The sequence below is a fragment of the Streptomyces tyrfis genome (genome assembly GCF_037034285.1).
Classification (GTDB): domain Bacteria; phylum Actinomycetota; class Actinomycetes; order Streptomycetales; family Streptomycetaceae; genus Streptomyces.
This window is the reverse complement of sequence record NZ_JBAGJZ010000002.1, coordinates 184,922-200,870: the sequence shown is the minus strand read 5'-3', so window position 1 is coordinate 200,870 and position 15,949 is coordinate 184,922. Positions and strand designations below refer to the sequence as shown.

The following is a 15,949-nucleotide window of genomic DNA, read 5'->3' as shown; positions in this document are numbered from 1 at the left end:
CGCTCCGGCGGTGCCCCCGATCCCCTCCGAACGGTCCCGAACGATCACGAACGGATCTCAAGAGCGCCTCGAGGGCGCCTCCAGGAGGCAGGGGTTCGCGAGCACTCCTCAACGTCTTGTATTGTTTGCGGCGGAGGATTCGCCTAGTGGCCTAGGGCGCACGCTTGGAAAGCGTGTTGGGGGCAACCCCTCACGAGTTCGAATCTCGTATCCTCCGCAGGCCCAGAGGGCCGGATTGCGAAAGCGGTCCGGCCCTCTGGCGTTTCCGGGGTGAGCGGTGAGTGCCGAACCGGCTCGCGGCAGCCCGGGCTGAGGCGTCAGGCGGCCTGGCAGGTGGCGAAGGGCCAGCGGTCGGCGGGGCGGCCAGGGCGGCGACCGCGTCGACCGGGCGGCGTTCCGCAACCGGCGACGGTAGAGGAACAGCCCCTCCGCCGAACGGTCGGGATTCCGGGGTCGAGGCCCTCCGCGATCAGACGGCATCCAGTCCAGCGGCAGGTCCGTGGCGACGTTGATCCGTCGCACACCGGGCGGGGCGACCAGCCTCTCCGGGACCGCGTTGCTCGAAGCCGGGGACGTGTGCCCGGTCGATCCCGAAGACCTTGTGGCCGGGGTCGCACGGACGAAGTGCTCCGCGTACGTGTCCCGTACCAGCGCGTCGGGCGGCCGGTCTCGACGGCCGCGCCGCGGCCACCAGGAGCGCGGTCAGGCCGACGCCTCCCACCACGCCGTCGGTTTCCTCGGCGGTCACAGCCGTGCTTCCTTCTCCTCGGGACGCCGTGTCCACCGGGCGGACCGGTCGTGCATGGCGACGCGGGCGCCGTAGTTGGTGGGGCGTTGGGGGCTGCCCTCTTCTCTACGTGGGCGGGGCCGGATCCGGCGCTGTTCGGGACGGTTCGAGGCCCCTCGTGGAATCATGGTCCTGATGTCCCTGACCAGGCACTTCACCAAAGGAACCGGTATTCCGCATGTTTGACGCTCTGAAGAATCTCAAGGACAAGGCCGAGGAGATCGCCGAGCAGCACGGCGACAAGATTTCCGGCGGGCTGGAGAAGGCCGGCGACTTCATCGACGACAAGACCGGCGGCAAGCACAGCGGCGCGATCGACACCGCCGTCGACAAGGCGCAGGAATTCGTCGAGAAGCTGGGCGAGCACGGTGAGAAGGGCGAGCACGGCGAGAAGAAGGACTAGAAGCCGTCTGAGGGGCGTTCCCGCGTGCCCCTGCGGGCATTTGCTGGTGCTCGGGTGGGCGCGGGCACCGCGTGCGCGCACGGCCCGGACCATTGCTGCGGTCCGGGCCGTGCGGGGCCACGTGGAGTCGGGTCCCGTCGGTGGGCGAGCGCGGCGCACTTCCCTACCGCCGGAGGCACTTCGGCGATCAGCGGCCGCGGCGCCGTCGCCGTGAGTCCCGGGCCGGGGCCTGCTCCTCGTCGTTCCCCGAGGCGAACCGCGCGCCCGCCTCGATGTCGTCGTCGTGCACGCGTACGTCCTGGATGCCGAGCCCGCGCATGAGGTCGACGAGGCGCACGACGTAGACGCGCCCCTCCTTGCGCAAACGGCACGGGAACTCGCCCTGCCGGGCCCGCCGGTACGCCGTGGCCGGACTCAGCCCCAGCGCCTCCGCCGCCGTCCGCAGATTCACGCGCGTCGGCAGTTCGAACACCTCCGTGAACGACACCGACTCGTCACGATGCCGCGTCATTACCGGCCTCCCTCGTCTCGGAAACGTCGAACAGAAAGGGCTGCGCGGCCCGTGCGCGTCCGGTGTCCGCCCGATGCCGCGGGCGGGCGCGGCGACGACGGCGCGCCTCGCGGACGTGCGGCAGGAGGCCGAGGCGATACGCCAGGGATCCCAGACGCTCGCCGTGGGCCCGCTGGAAGAGCGAGCGGGTCATCGTGTGGACGCGCACGACCTGAGCGCATCCGCCGCCCGACGCCGTTCCTGCCCGGCGGGGGTACGGACCGCGCGGACCGGCCGGATCGCACACGCCGCTCGGGTCGCACAGACAGCCCGGTTCTCCCGGGCCGCTCGGGCCGCTCGGGCCGCCGGGACGGTCGGGGGCGCTCGGCGTTCTGTCCCATGCGTCCGTCGGCGTCTCGCGCGGGTCCCGCCGCCCGGTTCGCCACCCGGCGTGGAACGCCGCGTCCACCAGGTACTTCTCGACGTCCGGGGGCATCACCGTGCCGACAGTCCGCAGGGCGTCCAGCGCGCCCGCCAGCATCGCGGAACGCGCGTCGGCCGGCTCCGCGCCCGTCCGGCGGGCGACGGTGCGCGCACCGCCCCTGAGGCGGGGCGTCAGGAGCCACAGCGCGATCAGTTCCCAGCGCCGCTCATCGTCTCTCCCGGACACCCCGGATGCCACGGATGCTTCCCGGACACGTCGCGCGATGTGCTGCCACAGGGCGAGGCGTGCGGGGCTGCCAGCGGTTTTCAGGGCCGTCGCGGACCGCATCTCCTCCAACGTCAGGCACGTGTCAGATCGGTATGCGGGGCACGTTCCCTCGTGCGCGCACAGTCGTTCGTCGGCGTACCGGCCCTCGACCCAACGGCCGATGCGGGCGAAGACGTCACCGGTCGGCGTGGGAGTCACCGCCATGCTCCTTCTCCTTCGGGTCCCTCGTCGAAGCCGTTCCGGTCGGAGTCGTCCTGGCCGAGGTACGTGGGCGACGATGTGCCGGGGACGGGAGGCACGGACGGCTCCGCGCCGGGGGCGGCGTACGTGAACGGCTCCGCGCCGGGGGCGCTGCGCGCCTGCGGGCCGTCCCACCAGTCGGGCTCCGCACGTTCCGCCTCCTCGGGGGCGGTTCCGCCGTAGCCGTTCGCACGCGCCGTCGGAACGTCCTCGGAGCGTGCCCCGGGCACCGGACCGGCCGCCGGTTCCTCGGGAGCCGGCGGGCCCTCCTCGGCCTCCCCTCGCGGCCCCTCGTCCTCGACGTGCAGCAGATCCTGGCGGATCCGGTCGGCGGCGTCCTTCCGGCCGACCGCGTCGCACATGCCGGCCAGCCGTCGGAGGAACACGGTCCATTGGGCCTCGCCCTGTTCCAAGCCCAACTCATCCACGACGGCGGTCACCCGGTCGCTGAACGTCTCCCGCCGGGTGTGCGGGGTTCCGAAAGGCTCTCCGTGCGGCGCGCCGTCCCCCATCGGCTCGGGGTGGTCGAATCCGCCCGCCGAGGGTTCGCGGACGGGTTCGTCGGGTGTGCTGAACAGGTGGCGGAACTTCTGGGGGATCTCCTTGTCGTTGGCTGCGGCGGACAGGCACGTCAGAGGGGCGATCATGTCCACCGCGCGTTCGATCTCGTCCTCGTGGCGTGCCATCCACCAGACGACCGCGCTCCCGGGGCTCCGCAGCACGTCGTCCCCGAGGTAGGCACGGCGGTCGCGCTCGTGCTCGCGCCTGCCCGCCCAGGCGGCCTCGGACTTGCGCAGATCCTCCAGCTCGTCGAGGCGCCGCTGGTCCGTGGGGCTCAGTGTGAGACGCACGTCGTCGGCGTAGGCCGTGATCAGCCCCGCGTCGTCGGACAGGGGAGCACCGAGCGCTCCCTCCAGCCAGTGCTGGAGATATCCGCACCGGTCCGGCTGCTCGGCCGCCACGATGTCGCGTACGCGCCGCAGGACGACGGACACCGCCAGGGCCGCCGGATTGCCGTGCGCGGCGGAGGGGTACTCCGAGGCCGCCCGCCAACGGACCACGGCGGAAAATAGGAACGGGTAGTCGGCCTTCGCGCTCTCCACCGGGACCGATGACACATGGGCCACCAAGTAGGGCGGCTCGACGGGAGGCAGCGGAGCGGTGTCGTCGTCCGGCTCCGAGTCCGCGGCGTAGGCCCGTTCGGGAGCGCTCGGCAGCATCGTGCCGAGGAGCAGGACGCCGGCCACGAGCGCCGGCAGGAGGAACCAGATCCAGATCGGCCAGGAGAGCGCGGCACCCACTCCCAGGACGCCGGCCACGACGGCCGCGAGCAACAGAAAAAGCAGGTGGCGGGGGGTCATTCCCTCTCCCTAGTCCCCTGGGTACCGGGCTCCGAGCGCATGTCCTCGATGCCCTGCACCAGGTCGATGTTCCGGCAGAATCGTTCGGAGATCCGCTCCCGGACGTCGCGTGGCGTCCGTATCTCCAGTGGGGTGTCGGCGTCGGGCCGTTCCGCCCAGTCGCACGCGGCCGCGTAGAGGTGGCTGAGCCACGACGGACTTCCCGCCGCCGCGTCGACCATCGCCTTCAGCGCCTGTTCGCCGGCCGGGCGCGAGGCTCGCTCGGTGAGCCAGCGCCGTACGGTCGGTGTCCAGAGCGCCGCAGGCCTCGTGGACATGACCGCCCGCCAGGCCAGGGTGAACTCCCGCCGGGGCGGCGTGATCCGCAGCGGGACGGGGTCCAGCAGTTCCAGGAGGATGTCCGGCCCGGGATCGGGGCCCGGGCCCGTCCCCGTCCCCGCCCCCGATCCCGGCCCCGGTGGTGACGCCGATGCCGTGAGGCGTTCGGACAGCCGTCTGAACAGCCGTCTGTTTCCACGGGCCAGTCGCAGCAGGGCCGAACGGGCGTCCGCGGCCTCCGGGACCCTCTGCCGCTGCGCGAGGTGTCGCAACCTGACCACCGCCTGGTCGGGGTGCGTCTCCGCGATGACCTGCTGGCAGACGTCCGTCAGCACGGCGACGAGGACGGGCGTCAGAGGGGTCTTCCTGGACCAGTCGTACACACGGACGCGGAAGAACGAACCGTGGCGTTCGTGGTTGAGGCCCTGTTCCAGGACGGTCGTGGCCTCTGCGCGGAACGGGCCGGGCCCGGACGTCCGCGTCCACCGCTCGACGAGTTCGCACAGATCACCGGGGCGGTCCGCGGCGAGCGCCCGCTCCGCGAACCTGCCGACCAGCCGCGCCCGGTCCTCGGCCCCGAGTTCGGGGAGTTCCACGCACCGGCCCACCCAGTCGCAGAAATCCGGCCGGACGTCGGGGAAGTTCTCCCAGAAGTGCCGTCGGACCGTGCCGCCGTAGGCGAACCTGGTGAAGCCGACCCTGCCGTCGTCCCCTCGCTCGACGGACAGCGCCTTCAGGCGCTCACCGAGGTCGGCCTGCCCCAGCCTGGGCGTGTCCTCCCGCTGGTGGTCGAGCACGTCCAGCAGTCGTTCGGCGGCACCGTGCACGGCCTCCGCCGACGCCCCTTCGACCATGGCCGCGGCCAGCAGCAGGGAGCGTTCCGGCACACTCCGGTGCTCCGTCAGCTGCTTGGCCACCTCGTCGGACCACTTGGTCGCGGCCTCCAGGGCCTTGTCCCGCCACTCCACGAAGCTCGTGCCGTAGCGGTGGCTGTCCCGTGCCTGCGCGATCAGCCCGGCCAGGCGGGCCAGTTCGCTCATGGGCGCGGTGGCGAACATACGGGTGAGCCCGTCGGTTCCCAGCTCGTCCGGGGCGAAGACCAGGTGCTGCGCCCGCAGATGCCGGCTGAAGACGTAACGTGCGGGCGGCCGTTCGAGTCGGACGACCAGAGGGTCCAGTTCCGGGTCGCGCATCCACTCCAGGCCGACCGGAAGCACGGCCACCATTCGGGCACCGCTCTGCTCGACGCTCGACCTGTAGCGCATCAGGGTGCGCTCCGCGGCCGGATAGTGCTCGTCGGCCACGTTGGACAGGTCCAGCAGATAGCGGTCGTCGGCCGATGTGTCGAGGCCGTCCTCCTCCGGGGAGAGGGAAAGCACCTCGATCGAGGTGCCGTCGACCGACGCGTCCCTCAGGAGCATCGTCGCGGCCGCCCGTTTGCCGATCCCGGCAGGGCCGTCGAGCAGGACCACCGCTCCGGCACGCCCCAGCGCGTCGGCGGCGCGGCCGTAGTGGCGCGGAGGGACGAAGCACCGGGTCAGGTGGGGACGGTACTCCTGCTGAATCCGCATCCGCGCGGGTCCGGACCTGGACCGGCGTTCTTCCCCGCCGACGAACCAAGCGATGTACTGGTCGCCGCTGCCGCCGTGCACCGGTCCTCGTGGGTCGTAGACCCGTGTGCGGTTGGTGTCGGTCATCGGTCCCCGTCCGCCGGCCGCTCACCCCGGTTCGACTGCTGTCGCATGGTCCCGTGGTTGTCGGCCACGTAGTTGACGTCCATCGCGTCGCCGGTGAAGCTCGGGCCGAATCGCTGCTCGGACCCCTGGTAGACGTGTCCGCTTCCGGTGTGGACGGTGCCCTGCGGCTCGCTGACGAACGTCCCCAGATCGCCGTTGAGGTTGCCGATGCCGCCGCGCTGGTGGTGGTTGATCACTCCCGCGCGCAGCCGGGCGGCCCCGCCGTCCCGCTCCTCGGCCGTCCGGCCGCCGCCGTCCCGGGCTTCCGGCGTCCCCGACCTCTTCGACAGGTAGCCGTTCTTCTCTGCCGCCTCGGCGAGTTCGGGCAGCAGACCGATGAGGTCGTCGGCCAGCCGGGAGAGGTCGGCGTCGGCGCTGCGGTGGTCGAAGCGGCGGTACTGGCACTCCGCGAGGACGCCGAGCTCCGGCGGGAGGTCTGCGGCCCGGAGCCGTTCCGCCCGGGCGACGAGGACCGGGATGACGACCGCTCCCGATTCGAACGCCTCCCGGATCTCCCGGCAGGTCCAGTCGTCCGGGTCGTCCACGGCGCCACGGCCGTCGGCCGTGCGCGCCTCCAGCCACCGAGGACCGATGACCGCCAGCAGCACGTGGCTGCGACGGACGGCGGTGAGGATTTTCTGCGGGAAACGGCTGCCGGGGCCGATGGACTTGCTCGCACGGAAGACGTTGTCGCCGCCGAAAATCCGGGAGAGCTCCCGCTCGATGAGTGTGGCGGCCTCCGGCGCGTCTTGGGTGCGGTAGTTCACAAAGATCAGAGGCATGGCGGAATCTCCTTCGGCGCGTTCATTCGGTGTCGACGAGGTGGCTGGAGGGCGCACCGCCCCGGCCGTTCGATGACGGCCCGGTCCCGGCGGGCATCGGCGTGCGGGTTTCCGAAAACGGGCGGCTTCGCGGACGCGGGCCTTTGACTACGCGCGGGGTCTTCCCCTACGCGCAGGGCCTTTGCCTGCGTCCGGGGCATTTCCCCCGCGCGGGTCGATCTCCCTGTGCGCGGGGCGCACACGGAGGGTTTTCGGGCAGCGCGCAGCCGCTTCCATGACGGCGCGGCACGGCGCGATGGATCGCCCGCTCCCGGCGGGGTACGCGCTGCGGTGCGACGCGTACAACGAGGTGGGACAGCAGGTCAGTTGGCGCTCAGCGCATGCACCAGCGCAGGCCGGAGTTCCCGCACCTCGGGATTCGTACGGAACCGGGACAGCTCCCGGTCGAGCTTGCGCACATCCGACCGCACGGTGGCGGACGGGGCGATGTTCGTGAGATGCAGCAGTTCGCGGGCGACCTCGCAGGACCGCTCGATCTCGCCCGAGGCGGCATGGGCCAGGGCGCTGCGAAGCCCGTACCGGGTGCGGGTGCGCAGGGCGTGGGGCGGGATGCGCCGGCATTCCCGGTCCAGCACGGCGGCCGCCTCCCGGGGCCGCCCCAGGTCGTGGAGACACCATCCGGTGACCATGGACACCGGGTCGGTCAGGTGGGTGGTGCCGAGCATGGGGGTGTCGGGCGGCTGCTCCGCCTCGTCGAGGAGGGCGCGTGCCCGTTCCAGTCCGCGCAGGCACGCCTTCTCGTCACCGGCGAGGGCATGTCCCTGTGCCTCCCGTTGGGCGGCCAGCCCCCGGATCCGGGGCGGCAGGGCGCTTCGCTGGGCCTGTCGCGCGAGGCCGACCGTCGCGACCGCGTCGCCGTTGTAGAAGGTGACGAGCGCCCGGCGGACCAGGGCGTAGTCCGCGAGTTGTTCGTCGCCTCCGGCCCTGGCCAGTTCCACGGCGTCGTCCGTCCAGCCGAGGGCCGCCTCCTCGTCACCCGCCTCCTGGGCCATCCATCCGGTGTATTCGGCGAAGCGGGCCGCGATGACCATCAGGCCGGCCCGGGTGGCGCCCGAGGCCCGGGCGGCGAGATCGATCACCGTCGCCGTCTGTGTGCGCAGTACCGGGAGCAGCGTGCCGGGGGCGACGCTCTGACCCAGCTGCCGCATCTGCTGCATCTGGTCGCGGAACAGCGCGATCGTGGACGGCGCAGCCTCGTCGGCGAAACCGTCCCCGCCGGAAACGGACGGGATCCTTCCCTGCCCGGTCGGGTCCTTCCCCGAACCGGTCAGCGTGACGGCCAGCAGCGATCCGACCCCGGTGGCGATCACCTCGCGTCGCGGCACGACGGGCCCGCCGGGTTCGGCCGCCCGTCCCCGCCCCGGACGCACCATGCGTTGCAGCCGTCCGTCCGTCGCGAAAAGGATGTCGCACCGCCGCGCCAGATCCATCGTCGGCCGTTTGTCACCGCGTTCGATCTTGCAGAGATGGCTTTTGCTGTAGTTCACAGCGTCCGCGAATACCTGCAGCGTCATGCCCGCGTCCTGACGCAGCCGCCGCAACTCCGCTCCGAAACGTAAAGGAAAATCCATCAACCTCCCCTTCCCCAAGGTCGGATGAGCCTCCGCACATCGGCGTCCGGCGCTCACGGCGACGAGTCTGGCACGTCATTCCGCGCTCCCACCCGGGTAAGTGGATGTTTCCTGTTTCCTCTTCTTTGCGCGCACATAGATCCCGCCACGAGGTGTGGCCGACCCGGCCAATTCGGGCCGGTCGGGAGCCGTCCAGGCCGCGCGCCACATCGGGGATTCGAACATGGATACGAATCAGTCGCGAATTAAAGGCGCGCCGGAGCCCGACCCGGCGAGTCGCGGTTCCAGGGCCTTGCGCATGGAAGCGGAAACACCCCTCCCCCAGAAAACCCCAGACATAAGCAGTCCCCGGTAGTCCTTCTCGTACCGTGGGCTTCGACCGTCGTCGAGAACTCCGGAATCAAGTGGACCTGCCGGGGGCCTGGCCAGAGCCAACAAGTGAGTCACGCGTATCGGCGAACGTCTTCGTCGACGTTGCGGCTCGCTCTGGTTTTCTGGTGTATTGACAAGTTTCCTCCCGTTTTCCGGGGAGTCAAGGGCTTGGCGCGACCTTTTCGGCGCGGCCGGGAGATTTTCCTGGGGACGCGGGCTCGCCGGATTCGGTGTGTTTCCGGGCGGCCGCGCAGCGCGTTCGGGAGTGGTGGGGTGGGGAGCAGCGGGGCGGGGGACGGTGTGTGCGGATGGGGTGCGGTGGGTGGGGTGCGGTAGGTGGGGTGCGTGCGGTTGCGCCCGCGCGGTCGGCGTTGACTCCATCGGGCTGTCATCGCTCGCGGAACGGCGGGGGCGCTCCCAGGCTGAGGCGGGGGTACCTACTCGGAAAGGCGGCCCCTTGATGAGGCTTGTCGTCGATCTCAACCGGTGCCAGGGGTACGCGCAGTGCGCGTTCCTGGCACCCGATGTCTTCACCATCCACGGCGAGGAGGCGCTGCTCTACAACCCGCACGCCGACGCGTCGCAGCGGCGGCAGGTGCTGTGTGCCGCCTCCGCCTGCCCGGTGCAGGCGATCCTGGTGGAGGACGATCTCGACGACGCGCCGGCGGGGGCGGGCCCGGGGCCCGGGGCCGGGGCGGGTGCGGGAGGGGGATTGTCCGGTGTCCGGTGACAGGTCGCTGGAGTGGCTGAGGCGCGAGGGGCGCATCGTGATCGTCGGTGCGTCGCTGGCCGGTCTCCGGGCCGCGGAGACCCTGCGCCGGGAGGGCTTCGCCGGGTCGCTGACGCTGATCGGCGACGAGCCGCACGAACCGTACGACCGGCCGCCGCTCTCCAAGCAGGTGCTGCTGGGCCGGGCCGCCGCCGAGCGCACCGCGCTGCCCCGGCGGGTGGCGCTCGACGCGCGGTGGCGGCTCGGGGTCGCCGCCACCGGCCTCGACATGGCCGCCAGGCGGGTGCGGCTGGCCGATGGGGACGAGGTGCCGTACGACCGTCTGCTGATCGCCACCGGGGTGCACGCCCGGCCCTGGCCGAACGCGACGGAGGCCCGGCTGGACGGGGTCTTCGTGCTGCGCACCCGGGAGGACGCGGCCCGGTTGCGGCGGCGGCTGGCGGCGGCACCGCGCCGGGTGCTGGTCATCGGCGCCGGGTTCACCGGTTCGGAGATCGCGTCGGCCTGTCGCGAACGCGGACTGCCGGTGACGGTGGCCGAACGCGGCGCGACGCCGCTGGTGGGCGCGCTCGGCGGGGTGGTGGGCCGGGTGGCCGCGGAGTTGCAGCGCGAGCACGGGGTGGACCTGCGCTGCGGGATCATGGTCACGGGCCTGGAGGGCGACACGGCGGGACGCCTGCGGCGCGCCCATCTGTCCGACGGCTCCGCCGTGGACGCCGACATCGCGGTGGTCTCGCTCGGCACCTCGCGGAACACCGAATGGCTGGCCGGTTCCGGGCTGGGCGCCGGCCCGCGCGGCATCGCCTGCGACGCCGGGTGCCGGGCCTTCGACGTACGGGGCATCGTGACCGACGACGTGTTCGTGGCCGGGGACGTCGCCCGCTCCCCGCACGCGCTCTTCGGGTACCAGTTCCTCTCCCTCGAACACTGGGGGAACGCCGTCGCGCAGGCCGAGACCGCGGCGCACAACATGATCAGCAGCAGTTCGGAGCGCCGCCCGCACCTGTGGGTTCCGGCGTTCTGGTCCGCGCAGTTCGGGGTGAACATCAAGTCGGTCGGGGTCCCGTCCCTGGGCGAGCAGGTGGTCGTCGCCCAGGGGTCGCTCGCCGACCACCGTTTCACCTGCGTGTACGGGTACCAGGACCGCGTCATCGCGGCCGTCACCTTCGACCAGACGAAGTGGCTGGAGTTCTACCGGCGGCAGATCGAGTCGGCCGCCCCGTTCCCGCCGCCGTACACCTCGGTGGACCGCCGGCCCGAGGGACTGCGGCCGGTCCCGGCCGAGTTCCCCGACCCCTCCCTGCCCACGCACGGGCCGTCCGTCACTGTGAGCGGCTACTCCCCGACCGACCAGCGGATCACGTTCACCCCGTCCCGGGCCTGAGAACGGTCCGGCGCGGGCTCGGGGCGCCTGTCCGATGCGGACACGGGCGCCTGTCCGGACCGGGGCCGTGTCCGTACCGGGGCCCGTGTCCGTACCGGGACGGGTCCCGTTTCCGGGGATTCGTTCTTCCCGTTCTTCCCGTTCCTCCCGTTCCTCCCGTTCCTTCTGTTCCTCCCGTTCCTCCTTCTTCTGACTTCTTCTGACTTCTTCCAAGGACCGCCCTGCTTCCAAGGACCGCCACCATGACGCAAGAAGACCTCCTGCGGCAGATCCTCGACTACGACCATCGCGCCGACCCCTATCCGCTCTACGCCGAGCTGCGCAGAACACCGGTCGCCCAGGGAGGAGACGGCCTGTTCGCCGTCAGCACCTACTGGGAGATCAAGAGCCTGCTGCACGATCCCCGGGTCAGCTCGGACGCCCGGAACCTCTCCCCCGCCGCGTCCGGGTTCCTGGTCCAGGACGAGGAGTCGTCGCTGCTCCCGCCCTCCTTCCTCCGGCTCGATCCTCCCGAGCACGACCGGCTGCGCCGGATGACGACGCGGCCGTTCGGGCCGCCGGAGTGCCCCCGGCGCGTCCACGACATGCGCGGCGAGCTGGCCGGGATCGTCTCCGGGCTCATCGACGGGTTCGGGGACCGGAGGCAGGTCGACCTCGTCGACGACTTCTCGTACCCCTTCCCGGTCACCGTGATCTGCCGGCTGCTGGGCGTGCCGCGCGAGGACGAGCCGCGCTTCCACGCCTGGGCGGACACCATCGCCGCCGGTCTCGACCCGGACCCGGACCAGGACCTCGGGGAGCGGCGCCGCATCACCCAGCAGGCCCGCGCCGATCTGGGCGCGTACCTGTCCGCGCTCATCGACGAACGCGGCGGCGCGCCCGGCGATGACATGCTCTCCGCGCTGGTCAACCAGCAGGGCCCGGACGGGCGGATGAGCCGCGTGGAGGTGCTCGCCACCGCCTCCCTGCTGCTGATCGCCGGGCACGAGACCACCGTCAACCTGATCACCAACGGGATGCTCACCCTGCTGCGCAACCCCGAGGTGCTGGAACGGCTGCGCGCCGATCCCCTGCTCGCCGCCCCGATCGTGGAGGAACTGCTGCGCTTCGAACCGCCCGTGCAGCTGCTGCCGCAGCGCACCACCCTGGCGGACATCGACCTCTGCGGCACGACCATCCCCAAGGGCTCCGCCGTCTGGCTCGTGCTGGCCGCCGGCAACCGCGACCCGCGGCGGTTCGCCGAGCCGGACCGTTTCGACCCCGGCCGCGAGGACAACCAGCACCTCGGGTTCGGCAGCGGCATCCACATCTGCTTCGGCGCGCCCCTCGCCCGCCTGGAGGCCCAGATCGCGCTGACCGAGCTGGCCCGCAGGCTCGACAACCCGCGCCTGGTGGAGGACCCGCCGCCGTACCGCCGCAACGCCGTGCTGCGCGGGCCCCGGCATCTGAACATCGCGTTCGACGGGGTGCGGGAAAGGACCGGGTGAGACGGGCCGGCCGACCATGATGGACGCATGGCAACGCACGCGCAGGAACCGGACGACGGGCGTGACGCCAGGCCGTCGCTGGGGCAGATCCTCGGGCTGATCGCCCCCGGTGTGCTCGATGTCGTCGCGGCGCCGCGCGGCACGGCCGTGCCGGTCGCCGACGTGGTGCTGCACGATCCCGGCGAGGAACGGGACGACGGAACCTGGGCGGCGTCCGGGCTGATCCTGCTGGTGGTCGGCGTGGAGGTCGCCTCGCCGGAAGCGGTCGACGTGCTGCGCGAGGCCGAGCGGGCCGGGGCCGCGGCCGTGGTGATGCGGCAGGGCCACCGCGGTCCTCGTACGGCGTTGCTGGAGGCGGCGGGCGCCGGACGTACCGCGCTGCTGACCCGGCGGCCCGAGCAGGGCTGGACGGAGGTGCTGGGCCGGCTGCGCACCGCGCTGGCCCACAGCGCCCCGGCGGGAGCGGCCGGGGCGGACGCGGTGGGCGGGCTGCTGCTCGGCGATCTGTCCGGACTGGCCAACACGGTGGCCGACCTGGTCGGCGGGGCAATCACGATCGAGGATCCGCAGTCCCGGGTGCTCGCGTACTCGCGCATGGACCACGAGCCCGATCCGATGCGGCGGCTGACCATCCTCGGCCAGCGGGTGCCCCGGTGGCGGGTCGACGAGCTGCGGGCCAGCGGCTTCTTCCGGGCCCTGTGGAACACCGACGACGTGGTGCGCCTGCCGGCCGACGACCGTTACGCCGAGCGGCTGGCCATCGCGGTCCGGCACGGCTCGGAGGTCCTCGGCTCGCTCTGGGCGGCCGGGGACGGCAGGCCGCTCGCCGAGGGCGCGGCGGCGGCGCTGCGCACGGCGGCGCGGGCGGCCGTGCCCCATCTGTCGCACCACCAGACCTGGGGGCGGGCCGCGGCCCGCGCCCGGGAGGAGGCGGTGCACGCCCTGCTGGCGGGCGGGCCGGACGCGGCGCGGGCCGCGCACGACATCGGGATGGCGCCGGGGCGGCCCTACGCGGTGCTGGTCGCGGAGGCATACCTGGTGGAGGGCCCGGGGGCGTTCCCGGCAGGGGCCTTCCCGGCGGAGGCATACCTGGCGGAGGGCCCGGGGGCCTCCCCGGCAGGAGCCTTCCCGGCGGAGGCGTACCCGGTAAAGGACACGGGGGCCTTCCCGGCCGGGGCGGCGGCGTCTCCGGCCGAGGGCGCGGGGGCGGCCGGGGCGGAGGCGTACGGCGAGCGGGCGGCCGGGGCCGCGGGCGTCGGCGTTCTCGGGAAGGCGGCCGAGCAGCGGGCGCTGGACGTGCTCGCGCTGCAGGCGGCGGCGTACCGGCCGGGCTGCGTGACCGCGCGGTCGGGGCGGCGGCTGTACGTCCTGGTCCCGGCGAGGGACGGCGAGACCGACCCGGCGCGGGCGCTGCTGGCGACGGCGCGCTCGGTGCCGCGCGGCGCGGTGTTCGCGGGCGCCGGTCCATTGGCCGGGGACCTGGCGGGGCTGCCCGCGTCACGCGAGGCGGCGGAGTCGGTGGTGCGGGTGCTGCGGGAACGGGCCGCGAGGCGTCCGGCCGCGGCGGCGGTGTCGGCCGCCGCCGCGTTCGACGAGGTACTCCCCGAGACGGCGCTGCTCCGGGTGCTCGACCGGATCGGGCCGCTCTGGGAGACCCTGTCGGGGCCCGTGCACGCGATGACGGAGCACGACCGGACGCACGGTTCCGCCTACGGCGCGTCGGTGGCCGCCTATCTGGAGGCGTTCGGCGACACCGGCGCGGCCGCCCGGCGCCTGAACGTGCACGCGAACACCCTGCGGTACCGGCTGCGGCGGGCCCGCGAACTGTTCGGCGTCGACCTGGCCGACCCCACCGTGCGGCTCCTCGCGGACATCGGGCTGCGGCTGCCCCGGCGCCCCCGGTGAGGGCCCGCACGAGGCCCTGTGCGCGACACCTCGTGCGCACGCCCCGGTCGCCGAGATCGCTCCGCTGTCGCGGCGGACGTCGAATCGACCGATCCATGGTCGGGCGGAACGAAGACGGGACGGGTGCCGCGCCCCGAAGCTGGGCGCAACGGTCGGCCGCCCGAAGCGTGCCGCGCACGCCCGACGTCTGGAGTGTGGTTCGTGTGACTTCCGGTTCCTTCCCCCGCCGCGCCGCCGCCCGTGAGGCCGCGCTGGCGCGTGCCGTCGAGGACGGTCTGCTCGGCCCGGGGTCCCCGCTGGTGGGTCTGCTCGACGTCGACGGCGTGCTCGCCGCGGTCGATGCGCTGAACGAGGCGTTCGAGGGTCCGGCCGCGGTGCAGCACACGTTCGCGGCGAAGGCGTGCGGCCTGGTGCCGGTGCTGCGGCTGCTCGCGGACGCGGGAATGGGCTGCGAGGTGGCCTCGCCCGGGGAGCTGGAACAGGCACTGGCGGCCGGGTTCACGTACGACCGGCTGGTCTTCGACAGCCCGGCGAAGACGGTCGAGGAGCTGGAGTTCGCCCTGGCCCACGGGATCGCGATCAATCTGGACAACTTCCAGGAGCTGGCCCGCGTCGACCGCCTGCTCGCCGGACGGGAGGCCTCCGGGCCCATCGGGCTGCGGGTGAATCCCCAGGTGGGCGCAGGTGCCATCGGGGCGATGAGCACCGCGACCGCCACCTCGAAGTTCGGCGTCGCGCTGCGCGATCCGGGGGCCGTCGACGCGGTGATCGCCGCCTTCGCGCGGCGGCCGTGGCTCAACCGGCTGCACGCCCACGTCGGTTCCCAGGGCTGCCCGCTGCCGCTCATCGCCCGGGGCGTGCGGGCCGCGTACGAACTCGCCGAGCGCGTCAACGCGGAGCTCGGCCATGCCCGGATCACCGGACTCGACATCGGCGGCGGTCTGCCCGTCAACTTCGACGACGAGGACGACCGGCCGACGTACGCGGACTACGTGGCCGAACTCTGCGGCGCCGCACCCGGGTTGTTCGACGGCCGCTACACCCTGGTCACCGAGTTCGGCCGGTCGCTGCTCGCCAAGAGCGGCACCATCGGCACGGTCGTCGAGTACACCAAGTCGGCCGGGGGGCGGCGGATCGCGGTCACGCACGCCGGGGCCCAGGTGGCGACCCGTACCGTCTTCATGCCCGACGCCTGGCCGCTGCGCGTCGGGGTGTTCGACGCCGCGGGCCGCCCCAAGCAGGGCCCGGCCGAGGTCGTCGACATCGCGGGCCCGTGCTGCTTCGCCGGGGACCTGACCGCGACCGGGCGCGAACTCCCGGCCGTGGAACCGGGGGACGTGGTGGCGCTGTACGACACCGGGGCGTACTACTTCTCCTCGCACTTCTCCTACAACTCCCTGCCCCGGCCCGCCGTGTACGGCTACCGGACCGACTCCGGGGGGCAGGTGCGGTTCGCGCTCGTGCGCGAGGCGCAGAGCGTGCGCGAGGTGGTCGAGGAGAGCGGGCTCTCCCGGGCGGACGCCCTGGTCGCACTGCGCACGACGTAGCGCGTCGGAGCACCGCGCGGCGCGACGTGGCGCCAAGCGGCGTCGCGCCGGGACCTGCTGGCGC

12 protein-coding genes and 1 tRNA gene are annotated in these 15,949 nt (G+C 72.8%); 7 read left to right on the top strand and 6 right to left on the bottom strand.

Annotation, left to right across the window (positions count from 1 at the left end; all coding sequences use genetic code 11):
- Nucleotides 1-132 precede the first annotated feature (132 nt).
- Nucleotides 133-217 (top strand) — tRNA-Ser (locus tag WA762_RS02935).
- Nucleotides 218-965: 748 nt separating this feature from the next.
- Nucleotides 966-1,190 (top strand): antitoxin, encoded by a 225-nt coding sequence (locus tag WA762_RS02930; RefSeq protein WP_335932639.1) that lies wholly within the window; start codon nucleotides 966-968, stop codon nucleotides 1,188-1,190.
- A 187-nt stretch (nucleotides 1,191-1,377) separates the two neighbouring features.
- On the opposite strand, the gene WA762_RS02925 is transcribed toward WA762_RS02930, so the two are convergent.
- The 6 genes from WA762_RS02925 to WA762_RS02900 form a co-directional block, all read right to left on the bottom strand.
- Nucleotides 1,378-1,701 (bottom strand): helix-turn-helix transcriptional regulator, encoded by a 324-nt coding sequence (locus WA762_RS02925; protein WP_335932638.1) that lies wholly within the window; start codon nucleotides 1,699-1,701, stop codon nucleotides 1,378-1,380.
- On the bottom strand, nucleotides 1,685-2,596 hold the full coding sequence (locus WA762_RS02920) for a hypothetical protein (RefSeq protein ID WP_335932637.1): 912 nt from the start codon (nucleotides 2,594-2,596) through the stop codon (nucleotides 1,685-1,687). Before WA762_RS02920 ends, WA762_RS02925 begins: the two co-directional genes overlap by 17 nt.
- On the bottom strand, nucleotides 2,587-3,993 hold the full coding sequence (locus WA762_RS02915; protein ID WP_335932636.1) for a hypothetical protein: 1,407 nt from the start codon (nucleotides 3,991-3,993) through the stop codon (nucleotides 2,587-2,589). The genes WA762_RS02920 and WA762_RS02915 overlap by 10 nt, the downstream gene beginning before the upstream one ends.
- Nucleotides 3,990-6,008 (bottom strand): hypothetical protein, encoded by a 2,019-nt coding sequence (locus WA762_RS02910; RefSeq protein ID WP_335932635.1) that lies wholly within the window; start codon nucleotides 6,006-6,008, stop codon nucleotides 3,990-3,992. The genes WA762_RS02915 and WA762_RS02910 overlap by 4 nt, the downstream gene beginning before the upstream one ends.
- Nucleotides 6,005-6,829, bottom strand: coding sequence for a toll/interleukin-1 receptor domain-containing protein (locus WA762_RS02905; protein ID WP_335932634.1), 825 nt, complete (start codon nucleotides 6,827-6,829; stop codon nucleotides 6,005-6,007). Before WA762_RS02905 ends, WA762_RS02910 begins: the two co-directional genes overlap by 4 nt.
- A gap of 362 nt (nucleotides 6,830-7,191) precedes the next feature.
- Nucleotides 7,192-8,460 (bottom strand): helix-turn-helix transcriptional regulator, encoded by a 1,269-nt coding sequence (locus WA762_RS02900; RefSeq protein ID WP_335932633.1) that lies wholly within the window; start codon nucleotides 8,458-8,460, stop codon nucleotides 7,192-7,194.
- Nucleotides 8,461-9,292: 832 nt separating this feature from the next.
- Here WA762_RS02900 and WA762_RS02895 point away from each other — a divergent pair.
- The 5 genes from WA762_RS02895 (at nucleotide 9,293) to WA762_RS02875 (ending at nucleotide 15,885) form a co-directional block, all read left to right on the top strand.
- Nucleotides 9,293-9,562 carry a ferredoxin gene (locus WA762_RS02895; RefSeq protein ID WP_335932632.1) on the top strand — a complete coding sequence of 90 codons (270 nt, stop codon included), beginning with the start codon at nucleotides 9,293-9,295 and terminating at the stop codon, nucleotides 9,560-9,562.
- Entirely contained in the window at nucleotides 9,552-10,946 is a 1,395-nt protein-coding gene (locus WA762_RS02890) for an NAD(P)/FAD-dependent oxidoreductase (protein ID WP_335932631.1), read from the top strand. The genes WA762_RS02895 and WA762_RS02890 overlap by 11 nt, the downstream gene beginning before the upstream one ends.
- Before the next feature lie 242 nt (nucleotides 10,947-11,188).
- The gene (locus WA762_RS02885) at nucleotides 11,189-12,433 is read left to right on the top strand and encodes a cytochrome P450 (protein ID WP_335932630.1); all 1,245 of its coding nucleotides are present in this window, start codon (nucleotides 11,189-11,191) and stop codon (nucleotides 12,431-12,433) included.
- Between the two features lie 27 nt (nucleotides 12,434-12,460).
- Nucleotides 12,461-14,338, top strand: a complete 1,878-nt coding sequence (locus WA762_RS02880) for a PucR family transcriptional regulator (protein ID WP_335932629.1) — start codon at nucleotides 12,461-12,463, stop codon at nucleotides 14,336-14,338.
- 203 nt (nucleotides 14,339-14,541) lie between these two features.
- Complete coding sequence (locus tag WA762_RS02875) at nucleotides 14,542-15,885, top strand: type III PLP-dependent enzyme domain-containing protein (RefSeq protein WP_335932628.1); 1,344 nt, start codon at nucleotides 14,542-14,544, stop codon at nucleotides 15,883-15,885.
- Nucleotides 15,886-15,949 lie beyond the last annotated feature (64 nt).

What these genes read in the sequence shown, in the direction of transcription:
- WA762_RS02930 (WP_335932639.1), top strand. Translation starts at nt 966, where the DNA reads ATGTTTGACGCTCTGAAGAATCTCAAGGACAAGGCCGAGGAGATCGCC.
- WA762_RS02925 (WP_335932638.1), bottom strand. Translation starts at nt 1,701, where the DNA reads ATGACGCGGCATCGTGACGAGTCGGTGTCGTTCACGGAGGTGTTCGAA.
- WA762_RS02920 (WP_335932637.1), bottom strand. Translation starts at nt 2,596, where the DNA reads ATGGCGGTGACTCCCACGCCGACCGGTGACGTCTTCGCCCGCATCGGC.
- WA762_RS02915 (WP_335932636.1), bottom strand. Translation starts at nt 3,993, where the DNA reads ATGACCCCCCGCCACCTGCTTTTTCTGTTGCTCGCGGCCGTCGTGGCC.
- WA762_RS02910 (WP_335932635.1), bottom strand. Translation starts at nt 6,008, where the DNA reads ATGACCGACACCAACCGCACACGGGTCTACGACCCACGAGGACCGGTG.
- WA762_RS02905 (WP_335932634.1), bottom strand. Translation starts at nt 6,829, where the DNA reads ATGCCTCTGATCTTTGTGAACTACCGCACCCAAGACGCGCCGGAGGCC.
- WA762_RS02900 (WP_335932633.1), bottom strand. Translation starts at nt 8,460, where the DNA reads ATGGATTTTCCTTTACGTTTCGGAGCGGAGTTGCGGCGGCTGCGTCAG.
- WA762_RS02895 (WP_335932632.1), top strand. Translation starts at nt 9,293, where the DNA reads ATGAGGCTTGTCGTCGATCTCAACCGGTGCCAGGGGTACGCGCAGTGC.
- WA762_RS02885 (WP_335932630.1), top strand. Translation starts at nt 11,189, where the DNA reads ATGACGCAAGAAGACCTCCTGCGGCAGATCCTCGACTACGACCATCGC.
- WA762_RS02880 (WP_335932629.1), top strand. Translation starts at nt 12,461, where the DNA reads ATGGCAACGCACGCGCAGGAACCGGACGACGGGCGTGACGCCAGGCCG.